Here is a 24,179-nt window from a genome sequence, read left to right as displayed (position 1 = left end):
TTATAATTCAAATTACGATGCTAATTGATAACTTTTAGATAAAGAGCTTGATAGCAAGAACGTCAAACCACATAAAGCAATAAAGCCCCCTACATAGCCGACATTGATACCAACCAAATAGCTAATCACCAACGGCGTTATCCCACCGATAAAGGTTGTTGCTAAATTATAACCAACAGCAAGAACTACCGTCTGCCCACCAGAAATTGAGAACAGTATTGCAGATAAATTACATAATATCATTGCCCCATTGATAATTATAATTAATTGAGCAATAGACACCAAAATCATTATTCCACTGCTCATTGCAAAATACAATGGAATAGAAAGCAACACCATACCAAATACACCCAGTCTAAATATTTTTTGTGGTGAACTGTATTTATCGGTTAACCATCCACAAATTAGCATAAAGACCAATAAAAGACTTGATAATACAATTGAATATAGACTTTTCAGTTCGCCGAGTTGTAAATGTTCGCTTAGTATAGAGGATGAGATATTTTGCGAATAAAACGTAACAGTCCCAGGTACAGTTAATAAAAATATCTGTAATATTTTAAACCCACTCATTTTATTGTTGCGTTTTTCTACCAGTGGTTGATCTGGTAATTTTAAGCGAAACCAAAAGCTAATGGCAATATTCACCAAACCTAATAGTAAGGGTATACGCCAACCAATTGACTGCATCATTTCTACGGTTAATTGATTTTCTAAAACTAACACAACTGCTAATGAAATAATGACACCAATTATTGAGCTACCAACAATTAATGAAGAAACTTTAGAGCATTCTTTTTCAGAAATATTATTAAGTAAGTAGGTGATTAATGAGGGATATTCGCCACCGAAGCTAAAAGATAATATTAATTGCAACATTAAAATCGCGATAGGCGTATATGAACCTAATAATTGAATCGGCAATATTGCCATACATAAGGTTGCAGTCCCAGTAAGTAAACTGGTAAAGACTAAAGCGGGCTTTTTACCCACTCGATCGGCATAGCGACCAATTACATAACCACCAATAGGTCTAGCCAGAAAACGTAATGCAAATATTCCCCATACCATTTCAGTCGCTGAAGAGTAACCTAATCGTTCTAATTCCGCACTTAAATATACAGATATTGCAGCAAATACGGCAATATCATAATATTCTAAAGTATTCCCTGCTACCGCTCCTAATCTGAATTTCCATTTCATTTTTTATTTCCTTGTTGAATATTTTTCAGAGTAATTAATGTATCTAAACAAGCTAATGTAATACCACGTTCTTTAAATGCTTTAAATAAACCACTCGGTGAGGCATGAGGACAACCCAGCTTCTCTTTGATATTCATGATGCGTTTATGCTCTGAGTTTTCAGAGCACCCTTGAATAGCACTAATTTCCTTAATTCGGCATTGAGAAAGCAACATACAGATAGTTATCATTTCTTTTCGAGTAAAACGCACATCTCCAAATTTCATAAAGCCGTGAATATCAATAGGCTGTTGCTTTGTTTCTTCGCCTTCAATCCCAATAATAGGTAATGAAATACTTTCTCGCATTGGTAAAACCATCTGTTGGTAATTTTTCCATAACCTATCTGCATAATCCGAGATGATATGGCGGTGCTTATGAATTTTAATTATATCAGCTACAGATAATTCTTTATTTGAATTAATTGATGCCACTTCAAATACATCTTTATGATTAAAACAAAAATCTAATTTAAATTTATTTTTCTGCGTTTTAGACAATGTAGACATATGAGCATTTGAATAATCATTCCAACATTGAATGCCAGCCCCAAGTCTTTCACTAATACTTAGATCTAAATCCGCATCCCAATACATTAAAAGCCACTCATAATTACTTGATAATGTGCTTACTTCCTTAGTATTTAAATCAATTTTTGAAAAGGAAAAACCAATATCATTCCAATCAAAACAATTCGCAAAGTCATCTTTAAAGCTAAAACATCCTTTTTCCAGAGAAATACTTTCAATATCCATTATTACCATCCCATACTTTATTAGTGAAATGCAGAAACATACATTTAACATATAAAAAATAGGATGAGAATGCCATTCTCACCTAAAAAGAACATATTTAACTGATGATTTATAAATAAATAAAAATAAAATAAATAGCTCTCAAAAAAAATAATTTAATTGAGAGCCCAAGAACTTAGTTGTTAATTAAACTATCAATCGCTTTATTTAATTTCACCATACCTTGATTAATCTCTTCTTCTGAGATAATTAATGATGGTGTAAAACGTAATACATTCGGCCCTGCATTTAACATCATTAATCCTTCAACAGCACAAGCCTGTAGAATATCTTTAGAACGTTCTTTTAATTTACCCTTTAATTCAGCACCAATGAGTAATCCCATCCCTCTGATTTCAGAGAATATGTCATATTGCTGGTTGAGTTTATTTAAATGAGATACAAATAATTCACGGCGCTTAGCAACACCATCAAGGACTTCTTTGGTATTAATAATATCAAATGCCGCATTACCGACCGCACAAGCCAGTGGATTACCGCCATAGGTAGTACCGTGAGTACCCGGCCCCATTGCCTTAGCGATTTCATTAGTCGTTAACATCGCACTAATTGGGAATCCTCCACCAAGTGCTTTTGCAGTGGTCAAAATATCTGGAGTCACACCATAATGCATATAAGAGAACAAATGCCCTGTACGCCCCATACCGCTTTGTATTTCATCAAACACTAACAATGCTTGATTATCGTCACATAGCTTACGCACACCCTGCATAAACTCTTGCGTTGCAGCAGTTACACCACCTTCACCTTGAACAGGCTCCAGAACGACAGCACAGGTATTTTCATCGATAACCGCTTTCACAGCCTCAAGATCATTAAACGGCACATGAATAATATCAGCGGGTTTTGGGCCAAAACCATCCGCATACTTCGCTTGTCCACCAACAGATACGGTAAAGAGAGTGCGCCCATGAAACGCTTGTTTAAATGCGATGATCTTCGTTTTATACGGATTATATTTAGTGATAGCGTAATGACGCGCTAATTTAAAAGCAGCCTCATTCGCTTCCGCCCCTGAGTTAGCAAAAAAAACACGCTCCGCAAATGTAGCATCAATCAGTTTTTGTGCTAAAACCAAGGTAGGCTCATTAGTAAAAATATTACTAAGATGCCATAACTTTTCGCTTTGTTCGCGAACCGCAGCAACTAAAGCAGGATGGCAATGACCTAGTGCAAGTACCGCAATACCACCAGCAAAATCAATGTATTCTTTACCTTGCTGATCCCATACTCGGCTACCTTCTCCGCGTACAGGAATAAACTCAGCGGGAGAATAAATAGGTAAAATGACCTGATCATAAGTCTGCCGATTCACTGCTTGTTGTTGTTTCATACCCCTCACCTACTTTTATTTAGTGCAAAGTGAAAATATAAGCATTAAATATGAATAAAAAATCACAAAAGCGCAATAGCTAAGCAGGTGATAGTGTAAATTTTATTTTTTACTGAGGTAAGTAATAGTCAGAGTCCGTGGATCTTTGCTGCTATTTTTTACAGCTAGACAGAATTAAAAAACAGTCTATTTGGCTGATTTATAATTCTTAATAGACGGGTTCATTGAGGTTTAAGTTAAAATGATGCTTGAATGCCGTCCTGATGATCCGTTCATTATTTGATGCTCTATTGAGAGGCTCTTACCTAGTTCACTAGGCAGCCAACCTCTCACCTTAGCAAAAATATCTTGAATTCGAATAAAAATTCATCTTTAAAGATCAATAATCCTAATACTTTAAAAAGTTATTCAATAATTCATGCCCTTGTTCACTCAGAATGCTTTCTGGGTGAAATTGAACACCTTCAATAGGCAAAGTTTTATGGCGAATTCCCATGATCTCATCAACATCACCGTTATTCAGAGACCATGCCGATACATCAAAGGATGCAGGTAATGTATCCGCCGCAATAACAAGAGAATGATAACGGGTTACCGTCAATGGACGGTTAAGCCCTTTAAACACCCCTTGATGATTATGATGAATAGCCGATGTTTTGCCGTGCATCACTTCTCTAGCTTTCACAACAGTAGCACCAAAGGCTTGCCCAATAGCTTGGTGACCGAGACAAATACCTAAAATAGGGATTTTACCTGCAAAATATTTAATAGCTTCGAGAGAAATTCCCGCCTCATCAGGCGTACAAGGGCCTGGTGAGATCACTAGGTGTGTAGGCGAAAGCAATTCTATCTCTTCGATAGAAATTTCATCATTCCGTTTAACCACGACTTCTGCGCCTAACTCGCAAAAGTATTGATACAGGTTATAAGTAAATGAATCGTAATTATCAATAAGTAAAAGCATAGTAGCCTATCCGACTGATTTTTATCATTATCTATTATATACCCATGCACAACTTTTCACTTTTAGCAATCAGAGTTCTAGCTAAAAAAACAGCAAAAAGTAATAAGGGGCGGCTATCATAACACAGCCGAAGCAGGAAAATAGCCTATTTAAGTCAAGTAATCTGATTTATCTAAACTATTTTCCATATAAAAATCAGGGGATTGTATTTACATACTTATAACAAGCCACTCTTAATTATGAAAATTTATTTTTTTACTAAATGGATTAATAGCTTCTACAACTCTCACGGGGGGATGGGAGAAAGGGAGCTGAGTGGGCAAATGCATGCGATCTACCCACTCATGATAAATTATGGCTTTTTAATTACTTCAGCAGAAATAATCGAAATAGGTTCAACAGGTACGTTTTGGTATGGACCAACATTTTCTGTTTTGACTTTAGATATTTTATCAACAACATCCATGCCTTTCACTACCTTACCAAAAACTGCGTAACCGAAATCACGCTGACCGTGATCTAAGAACGCATTATCGGCAACGTTAATAAAAAACTGGCTGGTTGCACTGTCTTTATTCGCGGTACGTGCCATAGAAATCGTTCCACGCAAATTACGTAAGCCGTTATCCGCTTCATTCTTAATTGGAGCACGAGTCTGTTTTTGCTGAAGATCTTTGTTAAAACCGCCACCTTGGATCATGAAACCAGGGATAACACGGTGGAAGGTAGTTCCGTTGTAATAACCTTCGTTTACATATTGAAGAAAGTTTTCAGTGGTTACTGGTGCTTTTTTATCATTCAATTCGAGTTCAATATTGCCCATCGACGTGACTAACTTCACGTAAGTTTCACCCGCAGCGAGAGCAAGAGAAGATGCACTGATAGCACAGACTGCTAGTAGAGGCACAAAAATTCGTTTTAACATTCAAGATCCCTTTCGCTATAGCTAATGACTTATTTATACTGTAATGACTTCGCACCTTTTAGATGCGAAGCTTCCCACTTCCTTGACTGCTGCTGAGCTTCCTCAGTCTGATGCAAGCCTTAATGGGCAGTAACGACGTATCCGCCGCATTGCTTGTACTATAAAACACGAAACCTTTGGCTTCAATGCTCTATCTTTCAGCGCACATTAAATACTGGTTCACGGTGAATATAATTAAATAACTCGCAATGCGGCTTAGTAAACCTATGAAAATAATTATTCATCTATAACTCGCCAACAATTTCACTATTTATTGTAGGTTATTGCACGCTGAATCTAATCCACCAATTCTAGAGCGAAGATTATTATATTGTTGAATATTTACCTTTATTTACGCCAAATCGCCCTCTCCTCATCAAATATAGTCTAATTTATATAAATACTGATTAAATTGTATTTTTCATCATGTGAAATGAGCTCACTCACTCAGGTTGAAAGAGCATATAAGCATCAACTGCCATTTTAGCTTTGTTTGTCTGTCTCCTATAGCTATAATCCCTGAGCCTCAAAAGGTAAACTCAGGGAGAACAACCAATGGCAATTAAAAATCATAATTATCACATGGCAAAATTTGTCATCAGTGCACCCGATATCCGTCATCTACCTAAAGATACGGGTATAGAAGTTGCCTTTGCAGGCCGCTCCAATGCAGGAAAATCCAGTGCACTAAATGCACTAACCCAACAAAAAAGTTTAGCACGTACCAGTAAAACGCCAGGGCGAACACAACTTATCAACCTATTTGAGGTTGAAGAAGGGATTCGTTTAGTCGATTTGCCGGGTTACGGCTATGCCGAAGTTCCTGAAGAAATGAAGCGCAAATGGCAAAAAGCGCTTGGTGAGTACCTACAAAAAAGAGAATGTATCAAAGGGCTGGTTGTACTGATGGATATACGTCATCCATTGAAAGATCTGGATATGCAAATGATCGAATGGTCGATTGCGATGGAAGTCCCTGTTTTGGTATTGCTCACTAAAGCAGATAAACTCGCTTCTGGCGCCAGAAAAAAACAGCTAATGGAAGTTCGCCAAACACTTGAACCATTAGGTGGTGATGTTGAGGTTGAATATTTTTCTGCGCTGAAAAAGATTGGGATCGATAAACTGCGTATCAAACTCGATAGCTGGTATAGCACACAAGCCTAATTTCCATTTATTTCCTTGTGCGTCATGCTGTTGGCGCATAACGGCAGATTTATATCAATACGTCGAATTTCAGATAAAAAAATGCTCCAGTCAAAAATATTGACTGGAGCAGCTAATATTCAGCTAAATCCGATTACGTGAAGTAAAAGGTCTGAAAGATAGAACATCTTACCTCTGTACCCTACGCCGTATACTTTACTTGATTCTTTGCACAAAAAAAAGCTTTTATGTAATTTTTTTTCAATGCTTACTACGATTCAGCGAATAAAACATCGTTTCAAAAGCCAAAAACCGTATTTTTATTACATATTTATGAGAGCTAAGTCGCATTAATATGTAATGTAAATTTTTTTACTAACTAAGTATAACGACGCTAATAAGAGCAAAAAATAAACTATTCATTCATAATATGAATAAATAGTCATTGTAAAAGCTTGCATTACCAATCATGATAACTAGCAATCGTGACAGTTTTATAACAAAAGAATAAAGGCCATTCTTACATTGTGGCACTTGTAAGACACCTCGATTGGAAATGTAGGCTGTTGCTGATTAAATCGTTGTCTCGGGTAACAATGCCCCGCCATCTACAACAATGGTTTGTCCTGTAATATAACTCGCTACAGGCGATGCTAAAAACACCATCGCCGCGGCAATATCTTCCCCTTCACCTAAGCGCCCTAATGGCACATTCCGCGCAATACTCTGATTAAGCTGTTCATCACCTAAATTAGCCATGGCGGGTGTACGGATCATACCCGGTTCGACACCATTAACAGTGATCCCAAAAGGGGCTAATTCAAGTGCCGCAGCTTTAATGAAACCATTCACTCCTGCTTTGGAAGCCGCATAGTGAGCTAATCCTGGATAAGCCACTTTTGGCCCAGTGACTGAAGAGGTGATCAAAATACGTCCACCACCTTGCTTTTTCATTAACGGCTGAGCCGCTTGGGTTAAATAGAATGGTGCTATTAAATTAACACTCAGCGTTTTCTGTAATAATGGCTCATCAATTTGCATAAAATCAGTCAATGGAAAATAGGCCGCATTATGTACCACAATGTCTAATCGATGATATTCACGTTCTATTTTTGCCACTAATGCACTAATTCGCTGTTGTACAGAACAATCACAACTTTCTGCATCAACGTGATAACCCTGCTCAGTTAATGAGGTGGCGACTTGCTGTGCCTTTTGACGCTGTAAATCCACTACAATGACTAAACCACCTAATTTAGCAAAGGCTTCAACAATCGCTAAACCAATACCTTGAGCGCCACCAGTGACGAGTACTACCTGCCCTTGAAATGCAGTTGGAGAAAATAAGCGTTCCATGATTAATCCTTTGGCTCTGAGATAAGCCTGTCGCCACAAAAGATAAAACGCTATATTGAGGTAAAAAAATGTACTGTGACAATCGTTCTTAGGAACTAAATATAGATTACGTTCGATAGTACAATAAACTCATTTTCACCCTAACTTAATCAAGTGGGCTTATATAGCAAAACATATACATTAAATTAAATTTTTAAATTCGATTTTTTATATTTACATTTTAATAGCAGAGTTATAATTTAATTAAAATATCTTTCTTGATATCCCATTTAAAAATTTTCAGAAACTAATTAGGAATCAACACTAATGAATAAAATAATTAAATTATTTATTTTAATGAGTTCAATAATTATAGGTTATAATTGTAACGCAGAGGACTTATTGCAAATTTATAAAATAACGAAAGATAACAATCCTGTATTAAAAAAAATAGAAAGTGAGCGTTATCAAGCCTATAAAAAAATAGATGAGGCTCGTAGCCCATTACTTCCTCAGCTAAATGTCACTGCTAATTCAAGTTATAAAAATAGTGATGAAATAAATAACAAAAAAAACATTAAAAACTCCGAAGTATCTCTACATGTAATACAATCCATAATTGATATATCTAAATGGCAATCATTATCCATCCAAGAAAAGAATGCTGCTGTATCAAATATTAATTATCAAGTAAGTCAACAAGATCTTTTGTTAGAAACAGCTATTTCTTACTTTAATATATTGAAATCTATTGATGCTCTCACTTATCTAAAAGCCCATAAACTTGCTGTTTATAATCAGCTAGATCAAACGACACAACGCTTTAATGTAGGGCTAACCACCATCACTGATGTACAAAATGCGAGAGCTAACTATGACAGTATCATTGCTCAAGAAGTTCTAGGTTACAACGAATTGAAGAATTCAGTTGAGATATTAAGAAAAATCAGTGGGGTACAATATACTCAATTAGCGAAACTCAATATTAATAAGTTACAACCCACCAAACCCGATAACATCACATTTCTACTTGAAAATGCTCGAATTAAAAACCTTAGCTTATTAAAATCTCGACTTACACAAGAAATATCAAATGATAAAATATCTCTCGCTAAAAGTGGGCATTTGCCGGTAGTGACTTTAAATGCCTCTACAACTCTCAATAGTACTCAGTATGATAAAAATAGTTTCGAAAATCTGTATAAAACAAATAATCATTCTGGAAAAAACCAAACGGCTCTCTCATTAAATTTACCAATTTATCAAGGCAATGCGGTTAATTCTCAAGTCATACAAGCTCAATATGATTTTCAAGCTAAAACAGAGCAACTTGAAAGCGATATTCGAAAACTTATCCACCAAGTCAACTCATCATACAATGATATCTTATCATCAATCAGTCATATTAATGCCTATAAGCAACTTACCGTTTCGACTCAAAGCTCATTGGATGCTACAGAAGCAGGTTATCAAGTAGGCACACGTACCATTGTCGATGTGCTGTCCGCAACTTCCGCTCTTTATCAATCAAAACAAAAATTATCGAATGCTCAATACGATTACATTATCAACCAATTAAAAATGGAGTATTTACAAGGATCTTTAAATGAAAATAGCATTCAACGTATCAATAACATGCTAGAAGATGAAATATTTATTCCCAGTTAACAATATAAAAAGCTTATTTTTTTATGATTGGTAATCTTGATTTTATAACTAGTTTAAACTTCAATAATAATATCAAATCTTCATATATATTCTATATATTAATAGAATATATAGAAACTTAACCTAATATATTTAAATAAACCTGAGTCGAATAAATTATTATCCGACTCAGATCTGATTTTACTTAGTGAGCTTCATCCCAATTCTCACCAATACCGACATCAACTTTCAACGGAACATCAAGTTGCATACTTTGTTCCATCAGTTCACGCACTTTTGCGATCACCCCATCTAATTCACTTTCTTTCACTTCAAATACTAATTCATCATGAACTTGCATTAACATATCAGCATTAGGTTTCTCTGCTCGCAGCCAGCTATCAACGGCGATCATAGCCTTTTTGATAATATCCGCTGCGGTTCCTTGCATTGGTGCGTTGATCGCTTCACGCTCAGCAGCCTTCCGGCGCATTCCATTACTTGATTTAATATCAGTAAGATACAAACGACGTCCTTCTAATGTCTCTACATAGCCTTGTTCCGACGCTTGGTGGCGAGTGTTTTCCATATAACGCAACACACCTGGATAGCGCTCAAAATAGAGATCCATATAACGCTGCGCTTCACCACGAGGGATCCCTAACTGACGCGCCAAACCGAATGCGCTCATACCATAAATTAAGCCAAAGTTAATCGCTTTAGCGCTACGGCGCTGATCATTTGTTACTTGCTCAAGCGGAACGCCAAATACTTCTGCTGCGGTTGCACGGTGAATATCTTTGCCTTCCGCAAATGCGGTTAATAACCCTTTATCTTGCGATAGGTGAGCCATTATACGCAATTCAATTTGTGAATAGTCTGCCGCAACCACTTTGTAGCCTTTACGTGCAATAAATGCTTGGCGAATACGACGGCCTTCTTCTGTTCTCACTGGAATGTTTTGCAAGTTAGGATCACGAGATGATAATCGGCCCGTCGCAGTAACAGCTTGATGATAAGAAGTATGTACCCGCTGGGTTTTCGGGCTAATCATTAGTGGCAGCTTATCAGTGTAGGTTGATTTCAATTTTGCCAAGCTACGGTGCTCAAGTAGTAGTTTAGGCAGCGCATGATCCAACGCTAGCTCTTCCAACACCTCTTCATTGGTCGAGGCTGCTCCACTTGGCGTTTTTTTGATAATGGGTAATTGCAGCTTTTCAAAAAGAATAGTTTGTAATTGTTTTGGCGAAGCCAAGTTGAACTCTTCACCTGCTAATTCAAAGGCTTCTTTTTCGAGCTCAGCTAAACGGGCGGTAATTTGTTTCGATTGAGCCGCTAAAACATTCGCATCAATTAATACACCAGTGCGCTCCATTCTGACTAGAACGGGAACTAATGGCATTTCAATTTCACGGAACACTTTATTCAGTTTAGGCTCAGCTTCAAGCTGCGGGTACAACGCTTGGTGCAGTAGCAAGGTGACGTCGGCATCTTCCGCCGCGTAATTTGCCGCTTGCTCAAGTGCTATTTGATTGAAAGTGAGCTGCTTTTTACCTTTACCTGCGATCTCTTCGAATGATACCGTTTTATGGTTAAGATGGCGCTCAGCTAAGCTATCCATATCATGACGCCCCATGCCTGCAACGCTATTTAGCACGTAAGACTCTAGCATAGTGTCAAATTCGATACCTTTTAACTCAATACCATAGTTGAGCAGCACTTCAGCGTCATATTTTAAATTTTGGCCAACCTTCAATATTTTGTCATTTTCTAATATCGGTTTCATTGCAGCCAAAACATCGTCTAGTGGCAATTGTACTGGCGCATCAAGGTAATCATGACCCAAAGGTAAATAAGCCGCTCGTCCTGCTTCAATAGCAAATGACATACCGACTAAACGCGCTTCTTGTGTGTTTAAACTGTCGGTTTCGGTATCAAAGGCAAACAGTGGTGCGGAGGCGAGTTTTTTGACCCAGCGCTCTAAATCAGCCTGCTCTAAAATAGTTTGATAATTTTCAGCGTTGAGTATTGGTGCTGCAACAATTGCCTCTACTTTCTTTTCAAACTTAGTGGCTGTTGGTGCTGAACTCTTACCATTTTTAGCATCCATCCATGTGCCACTTTCAACATCAGCGAGCCAACGTTTGAATTCGTAGCGACTAAATAACTGATGGAGTTTATCGACATTAGGCTCAGATACCGCTAATTCCTCACAGGTTTTTTCGAGTTCAACATCTGTTTTGATGGTAGCAAGTTGGTATGAAAGAAAGGCCAGTTCACGATTTTCTTCCATTTTTGGCGCTAAGGTTTTAGATCCCCTAAAACCAAGCGGAGCAATATCATCTAAAGAATTATAGATTTTTTCTAAACTACCGATCCCTTGTAATAAGGCGAGAGCCGTTTTTTCACCGACCCCTGGTACGCCCGGAATGTTATCTGATGAATCGCCCATCAGTGCAAGAAAGTCGATGATCAGCTCAGGTGGTACACCATACTTATCTTCAACTTCTTGAGGACCAAGAATAGTATTGGTCATGGTATTGATAAGAGTGATATTCGGTTCCACCAGCTGTGCCATATCTTTATCACCCGTGCTGATCAAAACAGGGATCCCTTTTTGGCTCGCTTGTCTTGCCAACGTACCAATGACGTCATCAGCTTCAACACCTGAAACCACTAATAATGGTAGCCCCATCGCCTCAACCATTTCATGTAATGGTGCGATTTGTTCACGTAAATCATCAGGCATTGGTGGACGGTGTGATTTATAGCTTTCAAACAATTCATCACGAAATGTTTTTCCTTTAGCATCAAAGACGACAGCCACATGGCTTGGCTTATATTGCATAATCAAGCTACGCAACATATTGAGCACACCATACATGGCTCCTGTCGGTTCACCCGCACTGTTGGTTAGTGGTGGGAATGCATGATAAGCACGGTACAGGTAAGATGAACCATCTACCAATATAAGGGGATTTTCTGCTATCTGAGCCATAATCTGTCATCATCTTTTTTGTCAGGAATGAATGCTGATAGGATGCCACAATGTGCTTTCAGATACACGTTGAGTTTGCATCTACTCAAAATCGACCAAGACATTATTCACGTTATTTTGATGTTTTTTCTGATGGTTAATGGTTATTATAACCTGTGGATAACTCTGTGGGCAAAACTGCGTTCTGGCTTAGATTCAATAACTAAGAAAAGATCAAGTAGTTAAACAAGAAAATAAAATCAATGAGTTAGCTACATGAACATTGATCCTGCGCAAAAAAAGTATTTTTGCTCTATTGTGGATATTGATTACGGAGTGTGACAATTTTTGAAATGTGGCGGCAAACCGCACCGCCACAAGAGAAGGCTATTTTTTATTAACGAGATAGTTCACTACGTTAGAGAACTCTTTCGCATAGTCTGCTGCGTTTTCAACCGCAATACCATTATTGCGAACTTGGTATTTGCCATCAACAAACATTGCTGGAACCCCGCGCAGTTTAAGATCTTGAGCTGCATTTTGCTGTTTAGCAACCAGTGATTTTACAACAAAGCTATTCAGTGCTGCATCATACTCGTCACCACTTACACCCGCTTTAACGAAGGCATTACGGATATCCGCAGGCGTGTTGATAGATTGTGTTTTTTGAATACCTTCAAACAGAACTGGCGTGACTTTATCTTCAACTTTCAACACCATCGCGACTGCCCACGCTTGAGTTAGGTTTGGACCTAATGGGCCTAAAAAGTCAACGTGGTAGCGTTCCATTTTCACGCCTTCTGGTAGATTTTTTTCTACCGTTTGCGGCACTTTGTACACATTTTCAAACTGATAGCAATGTGGGCAATAGAAAGAGAAGAACTCTAACACTTGCGGTAGGTTTTGCACTGGTTGTTTAATATCAGTGTACTCTTTACCTTCCGTATAATTTGCGGCGGCAGCCCCAAATGACATGGCTATACCAATTAACGCCAACATAATTTTTTTCATATACTATATTCTCCAAAAAACTCATTGAGTTATTAAAATTGAGGGGCTAACTGCAAAGGTGGCTCTTGCAACCGTTCAAGTTGCTGAGCAAATTCGATAGACTGTCTTTGCCAAAAATCGTCCTCTCTGATCCATGAAAACGCCCTTGGAAAAGCAGGATCCTGCCAACGGCGAATAATCCACCCTAAGTAATGAACCATTCGCATCGCTCTTAGCGGTTCAATTAACTTAAGTTCTTTCACATCAAAGTCACAAAACTCATTATAAGCTTCAAGCAAAGTGTCCAGTTGAAGCACTTGCTCTTGGCGAGAACCATTCAATAGCATCCACAAATCTTGTACTGCTGGACCATTGCGTGCATCATCAAAATCCACTAACCATGCCTCATCACGCCATAAGATATTCCCCGGATGACAATCTCCCTGTAAACGCAGCGGTGATGTAATAACCGGCCAATCTTTTTTCACTTGAGCGATTAATTTATCCAGCGATTCGAGAAAGGTTTCTTTCCACTTTGACGCAATCAACTCAGTTTGCGCCATGATTTGGCGAGGTTGATCAAGATATTCGGTTACCCCTAGTGTAGGGCGAAACATAAAAGTACTTTTTTTACCGATTTGATGGGTACGACCTAATAAGCGACCAACTTCTTCCAGTTGGAATAGATTATCCGCTTCATATTGACGACCACCAATACTCGGAAAAATAGCAAACATAAAACCGCCAAACTCTAATACGGTTTGTCCTGCAAATTCGAGCGGAGCGGCAACAGGTAATTCAGCATCTTGTAATTCAAGCGTAAAATCGTGTTCTTCTTGAATTTGTGAACGGTTCCAACGCTCAGGGCGATAAAATTTGACTACAAAGCGTTTACGGTTTTCATCTTGAAACTGATAAACCCGATTCTCATAGCTATTTAGCTCAGTTAATCCTGATTCAGGGTAAATACCCGCTTCCATCAGCGCATCAAGGATTAAATCAGGGGATATTTCGCTAAAATGAAAATGCGATTGTTCAACGTTATTCATTGCATGTTAGTCTTTTATAATACCGCGGGCGCGTAATAATGCCGTTTTGAAGTCTTCCTCATAATCTTTTTTCAAACCAGGGATCGCTTCATTACTCTCTGTACCACGCATTTTCAGATGATAAATCAGTACATCATCCGTTAACTCAGATAATGAGCCTTTAAACCCTGCTTCATCAGCTAGTTTTTGCAATAATTCAACAAGATTTAGATCTGAGTTGTCCTTCCATACAGGATGTATTAGCTCAATAACTTCATTTAAGCGATGGCATTTCATGTATATTCCTTCATCACAAATATTTAGGCCAAATTAATTGATATCATACAAGAGAAAAAGCGAATTGATGTCAAGCTACGTAAAGTTTAACCTTAATATGCATGAATATTCGTTGAATTTATATACTCGTGATACTCCAAGATGCAGGGCTTCCATTAAGGTACACTAACGACGCTTAGCGAGTTGAGTCATAGTGTTTGTCTATACTCCCCGCCTATCTTAGTTTATCGCCAGCCTATAACTCGCATTATTTAGCGTATAAATTTTAACGAATATGTGTTTTTGTGTATGTTGAAACATTTTATTGAAGATCTTCAGAGATATTGAACATGCGACAATCCATTACAGGGGTGATTTTGGCTGGCGGCTTAGGCCGACGTATGGGCGGGCAAGATAAAGGCCTAATCACTTTACTTGATAAACCACTTTACCAACATATTGCCGAGCGCCTTGAACCTCAAGTCGAGCAATTGATGATCAACGCTAATCGTAATCAAGCACGTTATCAACAAAGTGGGTTCCCAGTTATTTCAGATCTTACCGAAGATTTTTCTGGGCCGCTCGCTGGTATGCAAGCAGCATTGCACGCAGCCAAAACAGAATGGCTATTATTTGTTCCTTGTGATGTTCCTGCATTTCCATTAGATCTTGCGGTAACATTCTTTGAAAATAAAGGTGACAGCCTCGCTTGCTATGCGAATGATACTGAACGTGACCATCCTACATTTGCTTTAATTCATCGTTCTCTCGCACCAAAATTAGATGAATATCTCGCCCGAGGAGAGCGTAAGCTAATGTTCTTTATGCAGGAAATCGCCGCAAAATGCGTTGTTTTTCCATCACAATTAGGCGCATTTACTAACTTGAACACACCCGAAGAGAGTCTCAACTGGGAGCTGCAACAAAAATAATGATGAACCAGAAATCGCTACCCCTACTTGCTATCACTGCATACAGTGGTACAGGTAAAACAACCCTATTAAAAAAAGTGATCCCATTACTACGTCAACGCAATATTCGAGTTGGTTTAGTCAAACATACCCATCACGATATGGATGTTGATAAACCAGGTAAAGACAGCTATGAGTTGCGTAAAGCAGGTGCCGATCAAACGCTGGTGGCAAGCCAAAAACGTTGGGCGCTAATGACGGAAACACCTGATAACGATACAGAGTTAGATCTGCAATATCTTGCTAGCCGTTTTGATGCAAATTCACTAGATCTGATATTGGTTGAAGGGTTTAAACATGAAACGATCAGCAAAATCGCCTTGTTTAGAGCTGAAGTCGGAAAGCCTCTTGATGATCTGCTCGATCAACATGTCATTGCCGTTGCAAGCAATCAAATTATCGATACTGTGTTGCCCCAGTTGGATATTAATAATCCTGAGCAAATCGCTGATTATATTGAGTCTTGGTGGCAAAAAAGCCAGTAACTATATGTGGCTTATCGAGAAAAAATAGGCCACGCTTTATTAATGTCGTATTTGATTAAACATAGGAAATAGGTCGATGAATTGTAATGAATGCAATTTAGTTGAAGCAAATAAAGCATCAGGCCTATGTGACCGATGTGAACAAATTGAGATGACTAAAATTAATGATGTACTTTATCTACCTGCATTAGGTTTAATTATTAGTCTATTGGTTATTCCTTGGGAGCTTTATCATTTTACACAGGTAATATTCAGCTATTTAAAGCATGGTAGTTTTTTGAACAGCTATTTAATTGGAGCAATGGGGTGCTTACTCCTCAACTTTCTGATCACACTCTATGCTTCATGGCGTTTTTTCATGCGTAAAAAAGGCATACGTAAAGTGATGATTACCTATTATATCTTTTCACTGCTTGCTTCATTATACTTTACTGTTATTCCTACTATGTTATATGGCATACAGCTCAAATTCACCGATTTAGGCAATGTCATATCCGGTATTATTGGTGTCGTGATCTGGATCCCTTATTTCTTACTATCAAACCGGATCAATGTGGTGTTTACCAAATAACATTACCTCCACTCAAAACTCCTATTTTTAAATATAGGGATCAATTTAGAAGAATAAAAACCTTTTCGTTTGAAAGAGATAGTTATATTTCCTCTTGGATGAGCCGAGTCAACAAAACAGATATTATCATCAAACATAAAATCACCAAGAAAATAGGAAGCTAGCATTGTCACTACGACATCCTCATCAGTGAATTTTTTTTGGCTCTCTTTAAAAAAGACTGGAGAATAAATATCATGGTCATGAACCCAAAACCACTGCCCCTGAGGATCCCAAGCTAACATTTCATAGCCATCTCCAACAAAAAAATAAACCACTAAGCTACGTTGATAAAGCTTTCCGACCCTACTATCAGCAGATAGTGCGTCAATAAAGTCTTCGGGAAATGAGCGTTCTGCTAAAAAATCAAGTACATTGCCCATGTCTTTAACATCAACAAAATAACCCTCATTACTCATTTCAATATCATATTGATCAATCACTTTAATCACTTCAGGCAGGGTGACATTTAAACGTTTTTCAATCTCTTGATAAAATTCTTTTGTTGGTAGATTCGCTTTTAGGGCTAATGTATTACCTGTATTTTCTTCGAAATAATTATCATCATCCAGTAAATTGAAAAGCGCTTGTAACCGTTGTATCACCGTACGATTATCATCGTGTAATGCCGCTGTCTCCACGCCAATATCAACAATCTTACATTGATGGTCAAAATGGCGCTTTTTCCCTTCTGAATTAATTAAAGAGCCAGTTATTTTCAAAGTTTGCGCATTTTCAGGAATTGAAAACATAGCGATAGAAGCAGGAGTCGTATTAACGTGAGATGATTGATTAGTAGGATCCAGTGTTGCCATCAACTGTCCATCGATAAATATTTTTCCCTCAAGCTGAGTTTCTTTATCAAGATATGAGTAAAAAGAGGTCATTCCTTTTGCTGAGGCCATAAAAGAATTTCCAAATATAAGAAATAAACAAAGTAATAAATAAGATTTCATCAATCACTCAAGAAAAAGGCCGAATCCAATAGATTCAGCCTATTATATGACCTATTTACTGAGGTAGTTAACGCATCGTGACAAATTCTTCTGCCGCAGTTGGGTGAATCGCCACGGTATTGTCGAAATCTTTCTTCGTTGCACCCATTTTCAGCGCTACTGCGAAGCCTTGTAAGATTTCATCCATGCCAAAGCCAATACCATGAATACCGACAATTTTCTCATCAGCCCCCGCACACACTAATTTCATACGGCATGGCTGGCGATGAGAGGTCACAGCAGTGTACATCGCCGTAAATGATGACTTATAGCATTTGACCTGATCTGCGCCATATTTTTCAATCGCTTCAGGCTCAGTTAATCCAACAGTACCAATTGGTGGGTGGCTAAATACAACCGTTGGTATATTGCTGTAATCTAAATGTTCATCAGGCTTATTATTAAATAAGCGCTCAGATAAGCGGCGACCTGCGGCAACAGCAACTGGGGTTAATTCAACCGCTCCCGTGTTATCACCTACCGCATAAACACCTGCAACATTAGTATTTTGGTATTTATCAACCTTGATATAACCTTTATCATTCAGCTCTACACCAGTCGCTTCGATATTTAGGTTATCTGTCATTGGCTCACGACCAATTGCCCAGATCAACACATCGACCGTTTGCTCTTTGCCATTTTCTAGCTTCAGAGTCAGAGAACCATCTGCATTCTTAATCACTTCTTTTGGTACTGATTCAGTGTGCAGCGTTGGACCTTCAGTGTTCATTACTTCCACTAACGTCTCAACAATCAGAGGATCAAATGAGCGAAGCGGTGCATGTTTACGCACAAATAGATGCGCTTCACTACCAAGACCATTTAATACCCCTGCAAGCTCTACCGCGATATAGCCAGCACCAACCACAGCAACACGTTTTGGTAGCTCTTCTAATTCAAAGAAACCATCCGATGTCATACCATACTCTGCACCTGGAATAGCAGGGATCACAGGACGACCGCCCGTTGCAATTAAAATATGATCAGCGGTATAAATTTCACCATCGACTTCAACAGTGTGTGCATCAACAAAACGGGCAAAGCCGTGGATCACATCAACTTTGTTATTACCTAAAACACGATCATAAGATTGGTGGATACGATCAATGTAAGCTGTACGGCTCGCAATTAAAGTTTTCCAATCAAAACGGTTAATTGTCGCGTCAAAACCATAGTCAGGACCGTAAGCACGGATCGCTTCTGAAATTTGTGCAGCATGCCACATCACTTTCTTTGGTACACAACCGACGTTTACACAGGTTCCACCCAATGCTTTCGCTTCGATCAGGGCACATTTTTGTCCATACATCGCTGCTCGGTTCATCGAAGCAATGCCGCCACTACCACCACCAATTGCAATATAGTCGTAATGCTTGCTCATAACTTGGTTATCCCATTTTTACTCGTCATACTTCAAGATGCAGGGTTGTTGGCTGCGCTCCGCTGGCCGAGTCACATAGTTCATCTATGCTCCCCGTCTATCTTCGCTTGCCGCCTACCTGCATCTCGAACTATTTAGAGTATTGATTAATTAAAAAGCTAATACTTACCATTATGCTAATTATCCCTCTAAGCACAATAGTTTCAATGGATAGGAATTTCCTTTTAATGCAATAGGTTTTGCCTATTCAGGTACAACCCATTCAACTAACGTGTGCCCTGTTCCCTCTGGGACAAGTGTTTTATGTAACCAAGGCAGAACATTTTTCATTTGCTGTTCAAGTTTCCATGGCGGATTGATGACAATCATGCCAGATGCAGTCATACCACGTTGATCACTATCAGGGCGCACAGCTAACTCAATTTGCAGTATTTTGCGGATCCCTGTGGCTTCCAATTGGTTGAGCATTCGCTTGATTTGTTGACGTAATACCACTGGATACCAAATAGCATAAGTCCCTGTTGCAAAACGTTTATATCCTTCAACAATGCCTTTTACAACAGCTTCGTAATCCGATTTCAGTTCATAAGGTGGATCCATTAACATAAAACCACGACGACTCGGAGGTGGAAGTTTGGCTTTTAACTGTTGGTATCCATCGCCTTTAGAAACTTGTGCACGTGCATCACGAGAGAATTCCGCTCGTAATAACGGGTAATCGGTAGGGTGTAACTCAGTCAGGGCTAATTTATCCTGCTCACGCAATAAATACTTAGCCAGTAAAGGCGAGCCTGGGTAATAACGTAGTCGCCCACTATCATTCATTTGGCGAACAATATTCATATAAGGAACAAGTTCTTCAGGTAAGTCGGGCTGTTCCCAGATCCGCGCAATTCCTTGCAGATATTCGCCCGTTTTTTCTGCATGCTCACCCGTTAATTGATAGCGGCCAGCACCTGAATGGGTATCAACATATAGAAAAGGCTTTTCTTTCTCTTTGAGAGACTCGATGATGAGGCTTTGAACAGTATGTTTTAGCACATCTGCATGATTGCCTGCGTGAAAACTGTGGCGGTAACTTAGCATGATACTCTTATTTCCTGAGGAAATTCCATAGTCACCCGCATGGCAACTATCGAATAAATTCTTTAAAGATAGTCTGTGAATAAATAGACTGAATGAGCTGTTTTTATCTTGCGATAGTATAGCGAACTTTCGTTCAAATTAGCACTATTCCTAATTTGATGAATTTAACATGACCTCAGCAAAATAAAAAGTTATCCTAAATTAAATTAAAATGTCATTGAGAGGTAAAAATGCGTAATTTAATCATAGCAACCACAACTACCGTTCTGTTGTTAACAGGAACTTCTGCATTCGCCGCCACCAACAAACAAAATGGCTGCGATATTAAAAAACAAAAGATTGAAACTCAAATTGATTACGCCAAAAAGCACGGTAATACACACCGCATTGCAGGGTTACAAAGAGCTCTAGATAATGTGAATACTTATTGTACACCTGAGTCGCTTTATCGTGATAGTCAAAAAAATGTAGCCCAAAAACAGGAAAAGGTTCAAGAAAGAGAAGCTGAATTGCTCGAAGAAAAAGAAACAGGCGATAATGCTAAAATTGCTAAACGTGAACGTAAACTAGAAGAAGCTAAAGCTGAATTGAAGGAAGCCCAAGCTGAACTTGAGTTATATTCAAAATAATTCAAGAAACAGATAGGTGAGCAACTCTATACCTTGAAGTGTTACAAGTAGATAAAAACAGTAATTAACCCTGTTTATATAACATAGTCATGAGGCCTCAAAGCCTATTTGTAAATTGAAATAGGCTTTGAGGTAAAAAGTTTGGTTAATTTAAGCTATATTATAGCGAAAACTAGATAAAACACATGATGAGTAGCAAAGGGGATAGAATGTCGAATATGCAGGATGAAGAGCAAAAAGACACCAACAAATTAAAATCTACACTGAATAAAAGTATCGATAATAGTAAAAAGGCACTCACATTTTCTATGCGGGTTGTGAATTTTATTTGTGCGATCCCTTTTATTGCACATTTGATCCGTACCGCACAACGTTTTACCGACCGAATGGGTAACCAGTTCGGTGCAGCGATCACCTATTTTTCCTTTCTGTCTCTGATCCCCGTATTAATGTTTACCTTTGCGGCTGCCGGTTTCGTGCTAGCCAGCAATCCAGAGCTATTAGAACGCCTAATACGTGGAATCTCGACTAGTATTAGTGACCCAACACTTGCTGGCACCTTAGAAAGAACTATCGATACTGCTATTCGCCAACGCACAACCGTAGGACTAACGGGTTTAGCGTTAGCGGTCTATTCGGGGGTCAATTGGGTTAATAACTTGCGATTAGCCATCTTGGCGCAATCACGCCCAGTGTGGGAGCGTAATGAAGATGAACACGAAAAAATCTATTTCCGCTATTTACGTGATTTTCTTGCTTTAATCGGTTTACTGGTTGCTTTGATCGTGACCATCACACTGACTTCTGTCGCAGGCTCTGCGCAAGCCACCATAGTAAGAACACTTGGATTAGATGGTATTGAATGGCTAAGGCCCGTTTGGACACTGATTGGTCTAGCGATTTCGATTACGGCTAACTTCTTACTGTTTTTATGGATTTTTTGGATCCTACCACGTATGCAACACCGCCGTTCTTCTTTATTAAAAGGCACTTTATTGGCAGCAATTGGCTTCGAAGTGATTAAAACCATCATGACTTGGATCTTACCAAATCTAGCCTCATCACCCTCTGGCGCGGCATTTGGTTCTGTGATTGGGTTGATGGCATTTTTCTATTTCTTCGCTAGGCTAACGCTGTTTTGCGCGGCATGGATAGCGACCGATGAGCCAAAAGATAGTAAAGACAATCAAACACTCACGCCATAGAACATATTGAAGGGATGGTTTGCCATCCCCATCAACAAATAATTTTAAATATTCATTTCTTTAACTAATACCTTTATTAATTCTTTTGCTGGCATTTCACGTGCTTTAGATGCATTTTGACCCGCCCAGTGAGCAGCAAAATCATCACTACCAGATTGGCTAGCAGCCGCATTTAGCTGCTTACCAACATCATAAGCTATCGGATAATCAGGTACTTTCGGGCAATTTTCTTGCTGAGCAATACGAATAAACTGATTCACTATACCTCTTGCTGGACGCCCTGAAATAGCCGCAGTCAATTGCGTATTAGCCGCCTCTTGGCTTTTAAGTTTTTGCCGATAGGCATCACTCGCCGCTGATTCAGGACATAAAATAAACGCAGTACCTAACTGAGCCGCCACGGCTCCCTTTTCAAGAGCGATTAAAATATCTTGTCCATCCATAATGCCGCCAGCGGCAATAATTGGCAGATCAATATGTTGTGATAGTAATTGCACTAAATCATAAGTGGTTACTTGTTCATCATCCGCATCGACATTAAACATACCGCGATGCCCACCGGCCTCAATGCCTTGGGCAACAATCGCATCAATACCGGTCTCTTTAATCAATAGAGCTTCAGCTAAATTGGTTGCGGTTCCCATGGTGTAGATTCCCTGAGATTGTAGCTGTTCAACAACATGCTTTGCAGGCAGATTAAAATGGAAGCTAACTATGGCAGGTTTCATTTCCAAAAATAACGCTAACATTTCAGGGTTATCTAAAAAAGATTGGTAGATTTCCGAAAGCTGCACAGGTGGAACCGCATTGAACTCAGCAAACTTTGGCGAGAGATAATCAACCCAAGCTTGTTCTACTTTAGCATCACGAGTTGGTGTTAAATGGCAAAATACATTCACATTGAATGCCTTATTCGTTAGCGCTTGAGTCGCCGCGATCATTTTTCTTGCTTGCTCAACTGAGCTTGCCCCTAAAGCTAAAGAGCCTAATCCACCCGCCTCTGATACAGCAGCAACCAGCTCAGGTGTTGAAATACCTGCCATAGGTGCTTGAATAATAGGGTAGCGCAGGCCAAAACGTTGTAGAAATAACGCTGAATTATTCATTGTTCTTCCTTTTTATGAGGTAAGTTTACTGCTATCATTCTATAATTAAGAATAAATATAGCATCATATTCACAATAAAAGAAAATGAACTCTGAATCACTGAAAATATTTTGTACGGTCGCTGAAGAACTCAGTGTGACGCGTGCAGCCACTCGCCTTGGGCGAGTACCATCAAACATTACAACACGAATTCAGCAACTTGAGGCCGATCTCGGGGAGCTGCTGTTTATCCGTCAAGGTAAACAAATGCTACTGTCAGAAGCAGGCTCACGCTTTTTACAATATGCGCATCGATTGCTTGCTTTAGAGCAAGAAGCACGCCATGTCACCAGTTTAGGCCGAGAAGGTGGTCAACTCAGAATAGGCAGTATGGAAAGTACCGCTGCGTGTCGTTTGCCTTCATTACTTGCAACATATCATCAAAAAAACCCAACAACACAGTTACTACTCACTACAGGAACATCAAAGGATTTAATCGAACAAGTAAGTAGTGAAAAGCTTGACTGTGCGTTTGTTGCATCAGGGCGATATGATGTTCACCAACTCAATGAAATGGGGATACAAGCAATAAAAATATGGCGAGAGCAATTGCTCTTACTGCTACCTGAACAAGATAAATTAGCCAGATGTCCTTCAGATATCAAAACGCGCTCTCTAGCTACCTTTGCGGCTGGCTGTAGCTACCGATATATCGCTGAACAGTGGTTGAATATTCCTAGTCAACTTGATTGGCATATCCATCAACTCAGCTCATACCATGCCATGATAGCTTGTGTCAGTGCAGGAAGTTGCGTGGCTTTATTGCCTGAAAAATTACTTCAATCAATGCCTCAAGAGCAGCTATCAATTAATTCATTGCCTATTGTAGAGTGTGATACCTATTTAATTTATCGAAGGGGTTATCAAGTGCCCGCTTTTGATGCATTTCAATCGCTAATCGTCTCAACTTGCACCTAAGAGCCTTTCTGAACACATGCTTTTGAAACAATTAAAG

23 protein-coding genes are annotated in these 24,179 nt (G+C 38.9%); 8 read left to right on the top strand and 15 right to left on the bottom strand.

The window, feature by feature from the left end; translation table 11 throughout:
• Positions 1-12: 12 nt before the first annotated feature.
• The 5 genes from JI723_RS01925 to ppiA form a co-directional block, all read right to left on the bottom strand.
• Complete coding sequence (locus tag JI723_RS01925) at positions 13-1,203, bottom strand: MFS transporter (protein WP_337979746.1); 1,191 nt, start codon at positions 1,201-1,203, stop codon at positions 13-15.
• On the bottom strand, positions 1,200-1,997 hold the full coding sequence (locus JI723_RS01920) for a helix-turn-helix domain-containing protein (protein WP_337979745.1): 798 nt from the start codon (positions 1,995-1,997) through the stop codon (positions 1,200-1,202). The genes JI723_RS01925 and JI723_RS01920 overlap by 4 nt, the downstream gene beginning before the upstream one ends.
• 175 nt (positions 1,998-2,172) lie before the next feature.
• Positions 2,173-3,390 (bottom strand): bifunctional acetylornithine/succinyldiaminopimelate transaminase, encoded by a 1,218-nt coding sequence (gene argD / locus JI723_RS01915; RefSeq protein ID WP_272580469.1) that lies wholly within the window; start codon positions 3,388-3,390, stop codon positions 2,173-2,175.
• Positions 3,391-3,778: 388 nt separating this feature from the next.
• A complete protein-coding gene (locus JI723_RS01910) occupies positions 3,779-4,354 on the bottom strand; it encodes an aminodeoxychorismate synthase component II (RefSeq protein WP_272580470.1) in 576 nt (191 codons plus the stop codon).
• Between the two features lie 352 nt (positions 4,355-4,706).
• Positions 4,707-5,279 (bottom strand): peptidylprolyl isomerase A, encoded by a 573-nt coding sequence (ppiA, locus tag JI723_RS01905; RefSeq protein WP_140179621.1) that lies wholly within the window; start codon positions 5,277-5,279, stop codon positions 4,707-4,709.
• 594 nt (positions 5,280-5,873) lie between these two features.
• On the opposite strand from ppiA, the gene yihA reads away from it, so the two are divergent.
• The gene (gene yihA / locus JI723_RS01900; protein WP_140179623.1) at positions 5,874-6,485 is read left to right on the top strand and encodes a ribosome biogenesis GTP-binding protein YihA/YsxC; all 612 of its coding nucleotides are present in this window, start codon (positions 5,874-5,876) and stop codon (positions 6,483-6,485) included.
• 119 nt (positions 6,486-6,604) lie between these two features.
• Here the strand turns inward: yihA and spfP are convergent, their stop codons facing one another.
• A complete protein-coding gene (gene spfP / locus JI723_RS19965; protein ID WP_438361642.1) occupies positions 6,605-6,652 on the bottom strand; it encodes a small protein SpfP in 48 nt (15 codons plus the stop codon).
• A gap of 385 nt (positions 6,653-7,037) precedes the next feature.
• Complete coding sequence (locus JI723_RS01895) at positions 7,038-7,820, bottom strand: SDR family oxidoreductase (protein ID WP_272580471.1); 783 nt, start codon at positions 7,818-7,820, stop codon at positions 7,038-7,040.
• Positions 7,821-8,126: 306 nt separating this feature from the next.
• Between JI723_RS01895 and tolC the strand changes: the two genes are divergently transcribed.
• On the top strand, positions 8,127-9,467 hold the full coding sequence (gene tolC, locus JI723_RS01890; protein WP_337979744.1) for an outer membrane channel protein TolC: 1,341 nt from the start codon (positions 8,127-8,129) through the stop codon (positions 9,465-9,467).
• A gap of 184 nt (positions 9,468-9,651) precedes the next feature.
• Here tolC and polA read toward each other — a convergent pair whose 3' ends face one another.
• From polA to JI723_RS01870, 4 genes are all read right to left on the bottom strand, one after another.
• Positions 9,652-12,444 carry a DNA polymerase I gene (polA, locus tag JI723_RS01885; RefSeq protein ID WP_272580473.1) on the bottom strand — a complete coding sequence of 931 codons (2,793 nt, stop codon included), beginning with the start codon at positions 12,442-12,444 and terminating at the stop codon, positions 9,652-9,654.
• A 366-nt stretch (positions 12,445-12,810) separates the two neighbouring features.
• Positions 12,811-13,434, bottom strand: a complete 624-nt coding sequence (gene dsbA / locus JI723_RS01880; protein WP_272580474.1) for a thiol:disulfide interchange protein DsbA — start codon at positions 13,432-13,434, stop codon at positions 12,811-12,813.
• 32 nt (positions 13,435-13,466) lie between these two features.
• A complete protein-coding gene (locus JI723_RS01875) occupies positions 13,467-14,462 on the bottom strand; it encodes a serine/threonine protein kinase (protein ID WP_272580475.1) in 996 nt (331 codons plus the stop codon).
• Between the two features lie 6 nt (positions 14,463-14,468).
• Positions 14,469-14,738 carry a YihD family protein gene (locus JI723_RS01870; RefSeq protein ID WP_070929397.1) on the bottom strand — a complete coding sequence of 90 codons (270 nt, stop codon included), beginning with the start codon at positions 14,736-14,738 and terminating at the stop codon, positions 14,469-14,471.
• A gap of 329 nt (positions 14,739-15,067) precedes the next feature.
• Here JI723_RS01870 and mobA point away from each other — a divergent pair, with 329 nt between their 5' ends.
• From mobA to JI723_RS01855, 3 genes are all read left to right on the top strand, one after another.
• On the top strand, positions 15,068-15,649 hold the full coding sequence (gene mobA / locus JI723_RS01865; RefSeq protein ID WP_420704844.1) for a molybdenum cofactor guanylyltransferase MobA: 582 nt from the start codon (positions 15,068-15,070) through the stop codon (positions 15,647-15,649).
• Positions 15,650-15,651: 2 nt separating this feature from the next.
• Positions 15,652-16,173, top strand: a complete 522-nt coding sequence (gene mobB, locus JI723_RS01860; protein ID WP_140179791.1) for a molybdopterin-guanine dinucleotide biosynthesis protein MobB — start codon at positions 15,652-15,654, stop codon at positions 16,171-16,173.
• Positions 16,174-16,249: 76 nt separating this feature from the next.
• Complete coding sequence (locus JI723_RS01855) at positions 16,250-16,744, top strand: DUF2569 domain-containing protein (RefSeq protein WP_272580477.1); 495 nt, start codon at positions 16,250-16,252, stop codon at positions 16,742-16,744.
• Positions 16,745-16,746: 2 nt separating this feature from the next.
• Here the strand turns inward: JI723_RS01855 and JI723_RS01850 are convergent, their stop codons facing one another.
• The 3 genes from JI723_RS01850 to JI723_RS01840 all read right to left on the bottom strand — a co-directional run bounded on the left by JI723_RS01850 (position 16,747) and on the right by JI723_RS01840 (position 20,245).
• Entirely contained in the window at positions 16,747-17,739 is a 993-nt protein-coding gene (locus tag JI723_RS01850) for a hypothetical protein (RefSeq protein ID WP_319067854.1), read from the bottom strand.
• Between the two features lie 67 nt (positions 17,740-17,806).
• Positions 17,807-19,159 carry a glutathione-disulfide reductase gene (gene gorA, locus JI723_RS01845; protein WP_070929402.1) on the bottom strand — a complete coding sequence of 451 codons (1,353 nt, stop codon included), beginning with the start codon at positions 19,157-19,159 and terminating at the stop codon, positions 17,807-17,809.
• 243 nt (positions 19,160-19,402) lie between these two features.
• Positions 19,403-20,245: a 23S rRNA (adenine(2030)-N(6))-methyltransferase RlmJ gene (locus JI723_RS01840; protein ID WP_140186267.1), complete on the bottom strand. Its 843-nt coding sequence runs from the start codon at positions 20,243-20,245 to the stop codon at positions 19,403-19,405.
• Between the two features lie 230 nt (positions 20,246-20,475).
• Here JI723_RS01840 and JI723_RS01835 point away from each other — a divergent pair, with 230 nt between their 5' ends.
• On the top strand, positions 20,476-20,874 hold the full coding sequence (locus tag JI723_RS01835) for a DUF1090 domain-containing protein (RefSeq protein WP_070929404.1): 399 nt from the start codon (positions 20,476-20,478) through the stop codon (positions 20,872-20,874).
• Between the two features lie 209 nt (positions 20,875-21,083).
• Positions 21,084-22,079, top strand: a complete 996-nt coding sequence (gene yhjD / locus JI723_RS01830) for an inner membrane protein YhjD (RefSeq protein ID WP_139158705.1) — start codon at positions 21,084-21,086, stop codon at positions 22,077-22,079.
• Positions 22,080-22,123: 44 nt separating this feature from the next.
• On the opposite strand, the gene JI723_RS01825 is transcribed toward yhjD, so the two are convergent.
• The gene (locus JI723_RS01825) at positions 22,124-23,185 is read right to left on the bottom strand and encodes an NAD(P)H-dependent flavin oxidoreductase (RefSeq protein ID WP_272580479.1); all 1,062 of its coding nucleotides are present in this window, start codon (positions 23,183-23,185) and stop codon (positions 22,124-22,126) included.
• Between the two features lie 84 nt (positions 23,186-23,269).
• Between JI723_RS01825 and JI723_RS01820 the strand changes: the two genes are divergently transcribed.
• A complete protein-coding gene (locus JI723_RS01820; protein ID WP_272580480.1) occupies positions 23,270-24,142 on the top strand; it encodes a LysR family transcriptional regulator in 873 nt (290 codons plus the stop codon).
• Positions 24,143-24,179 lie beyond the last annotated feature (37 nt).

The organism is Providencia manganoxydans (assembly GCF_016618195.1).
GTDB lineage: Bacteria > Pseudomonadota > Gammaproteobacteria > Enterobacterales > Enterobacteriaceae > Providencia > Providencia manganoxydans.
The sequence above is the reverse complement of the archived record's forward strand: the minus strand, read 5'-3'. Positions and strand labels throughout refer to the sequence as shown.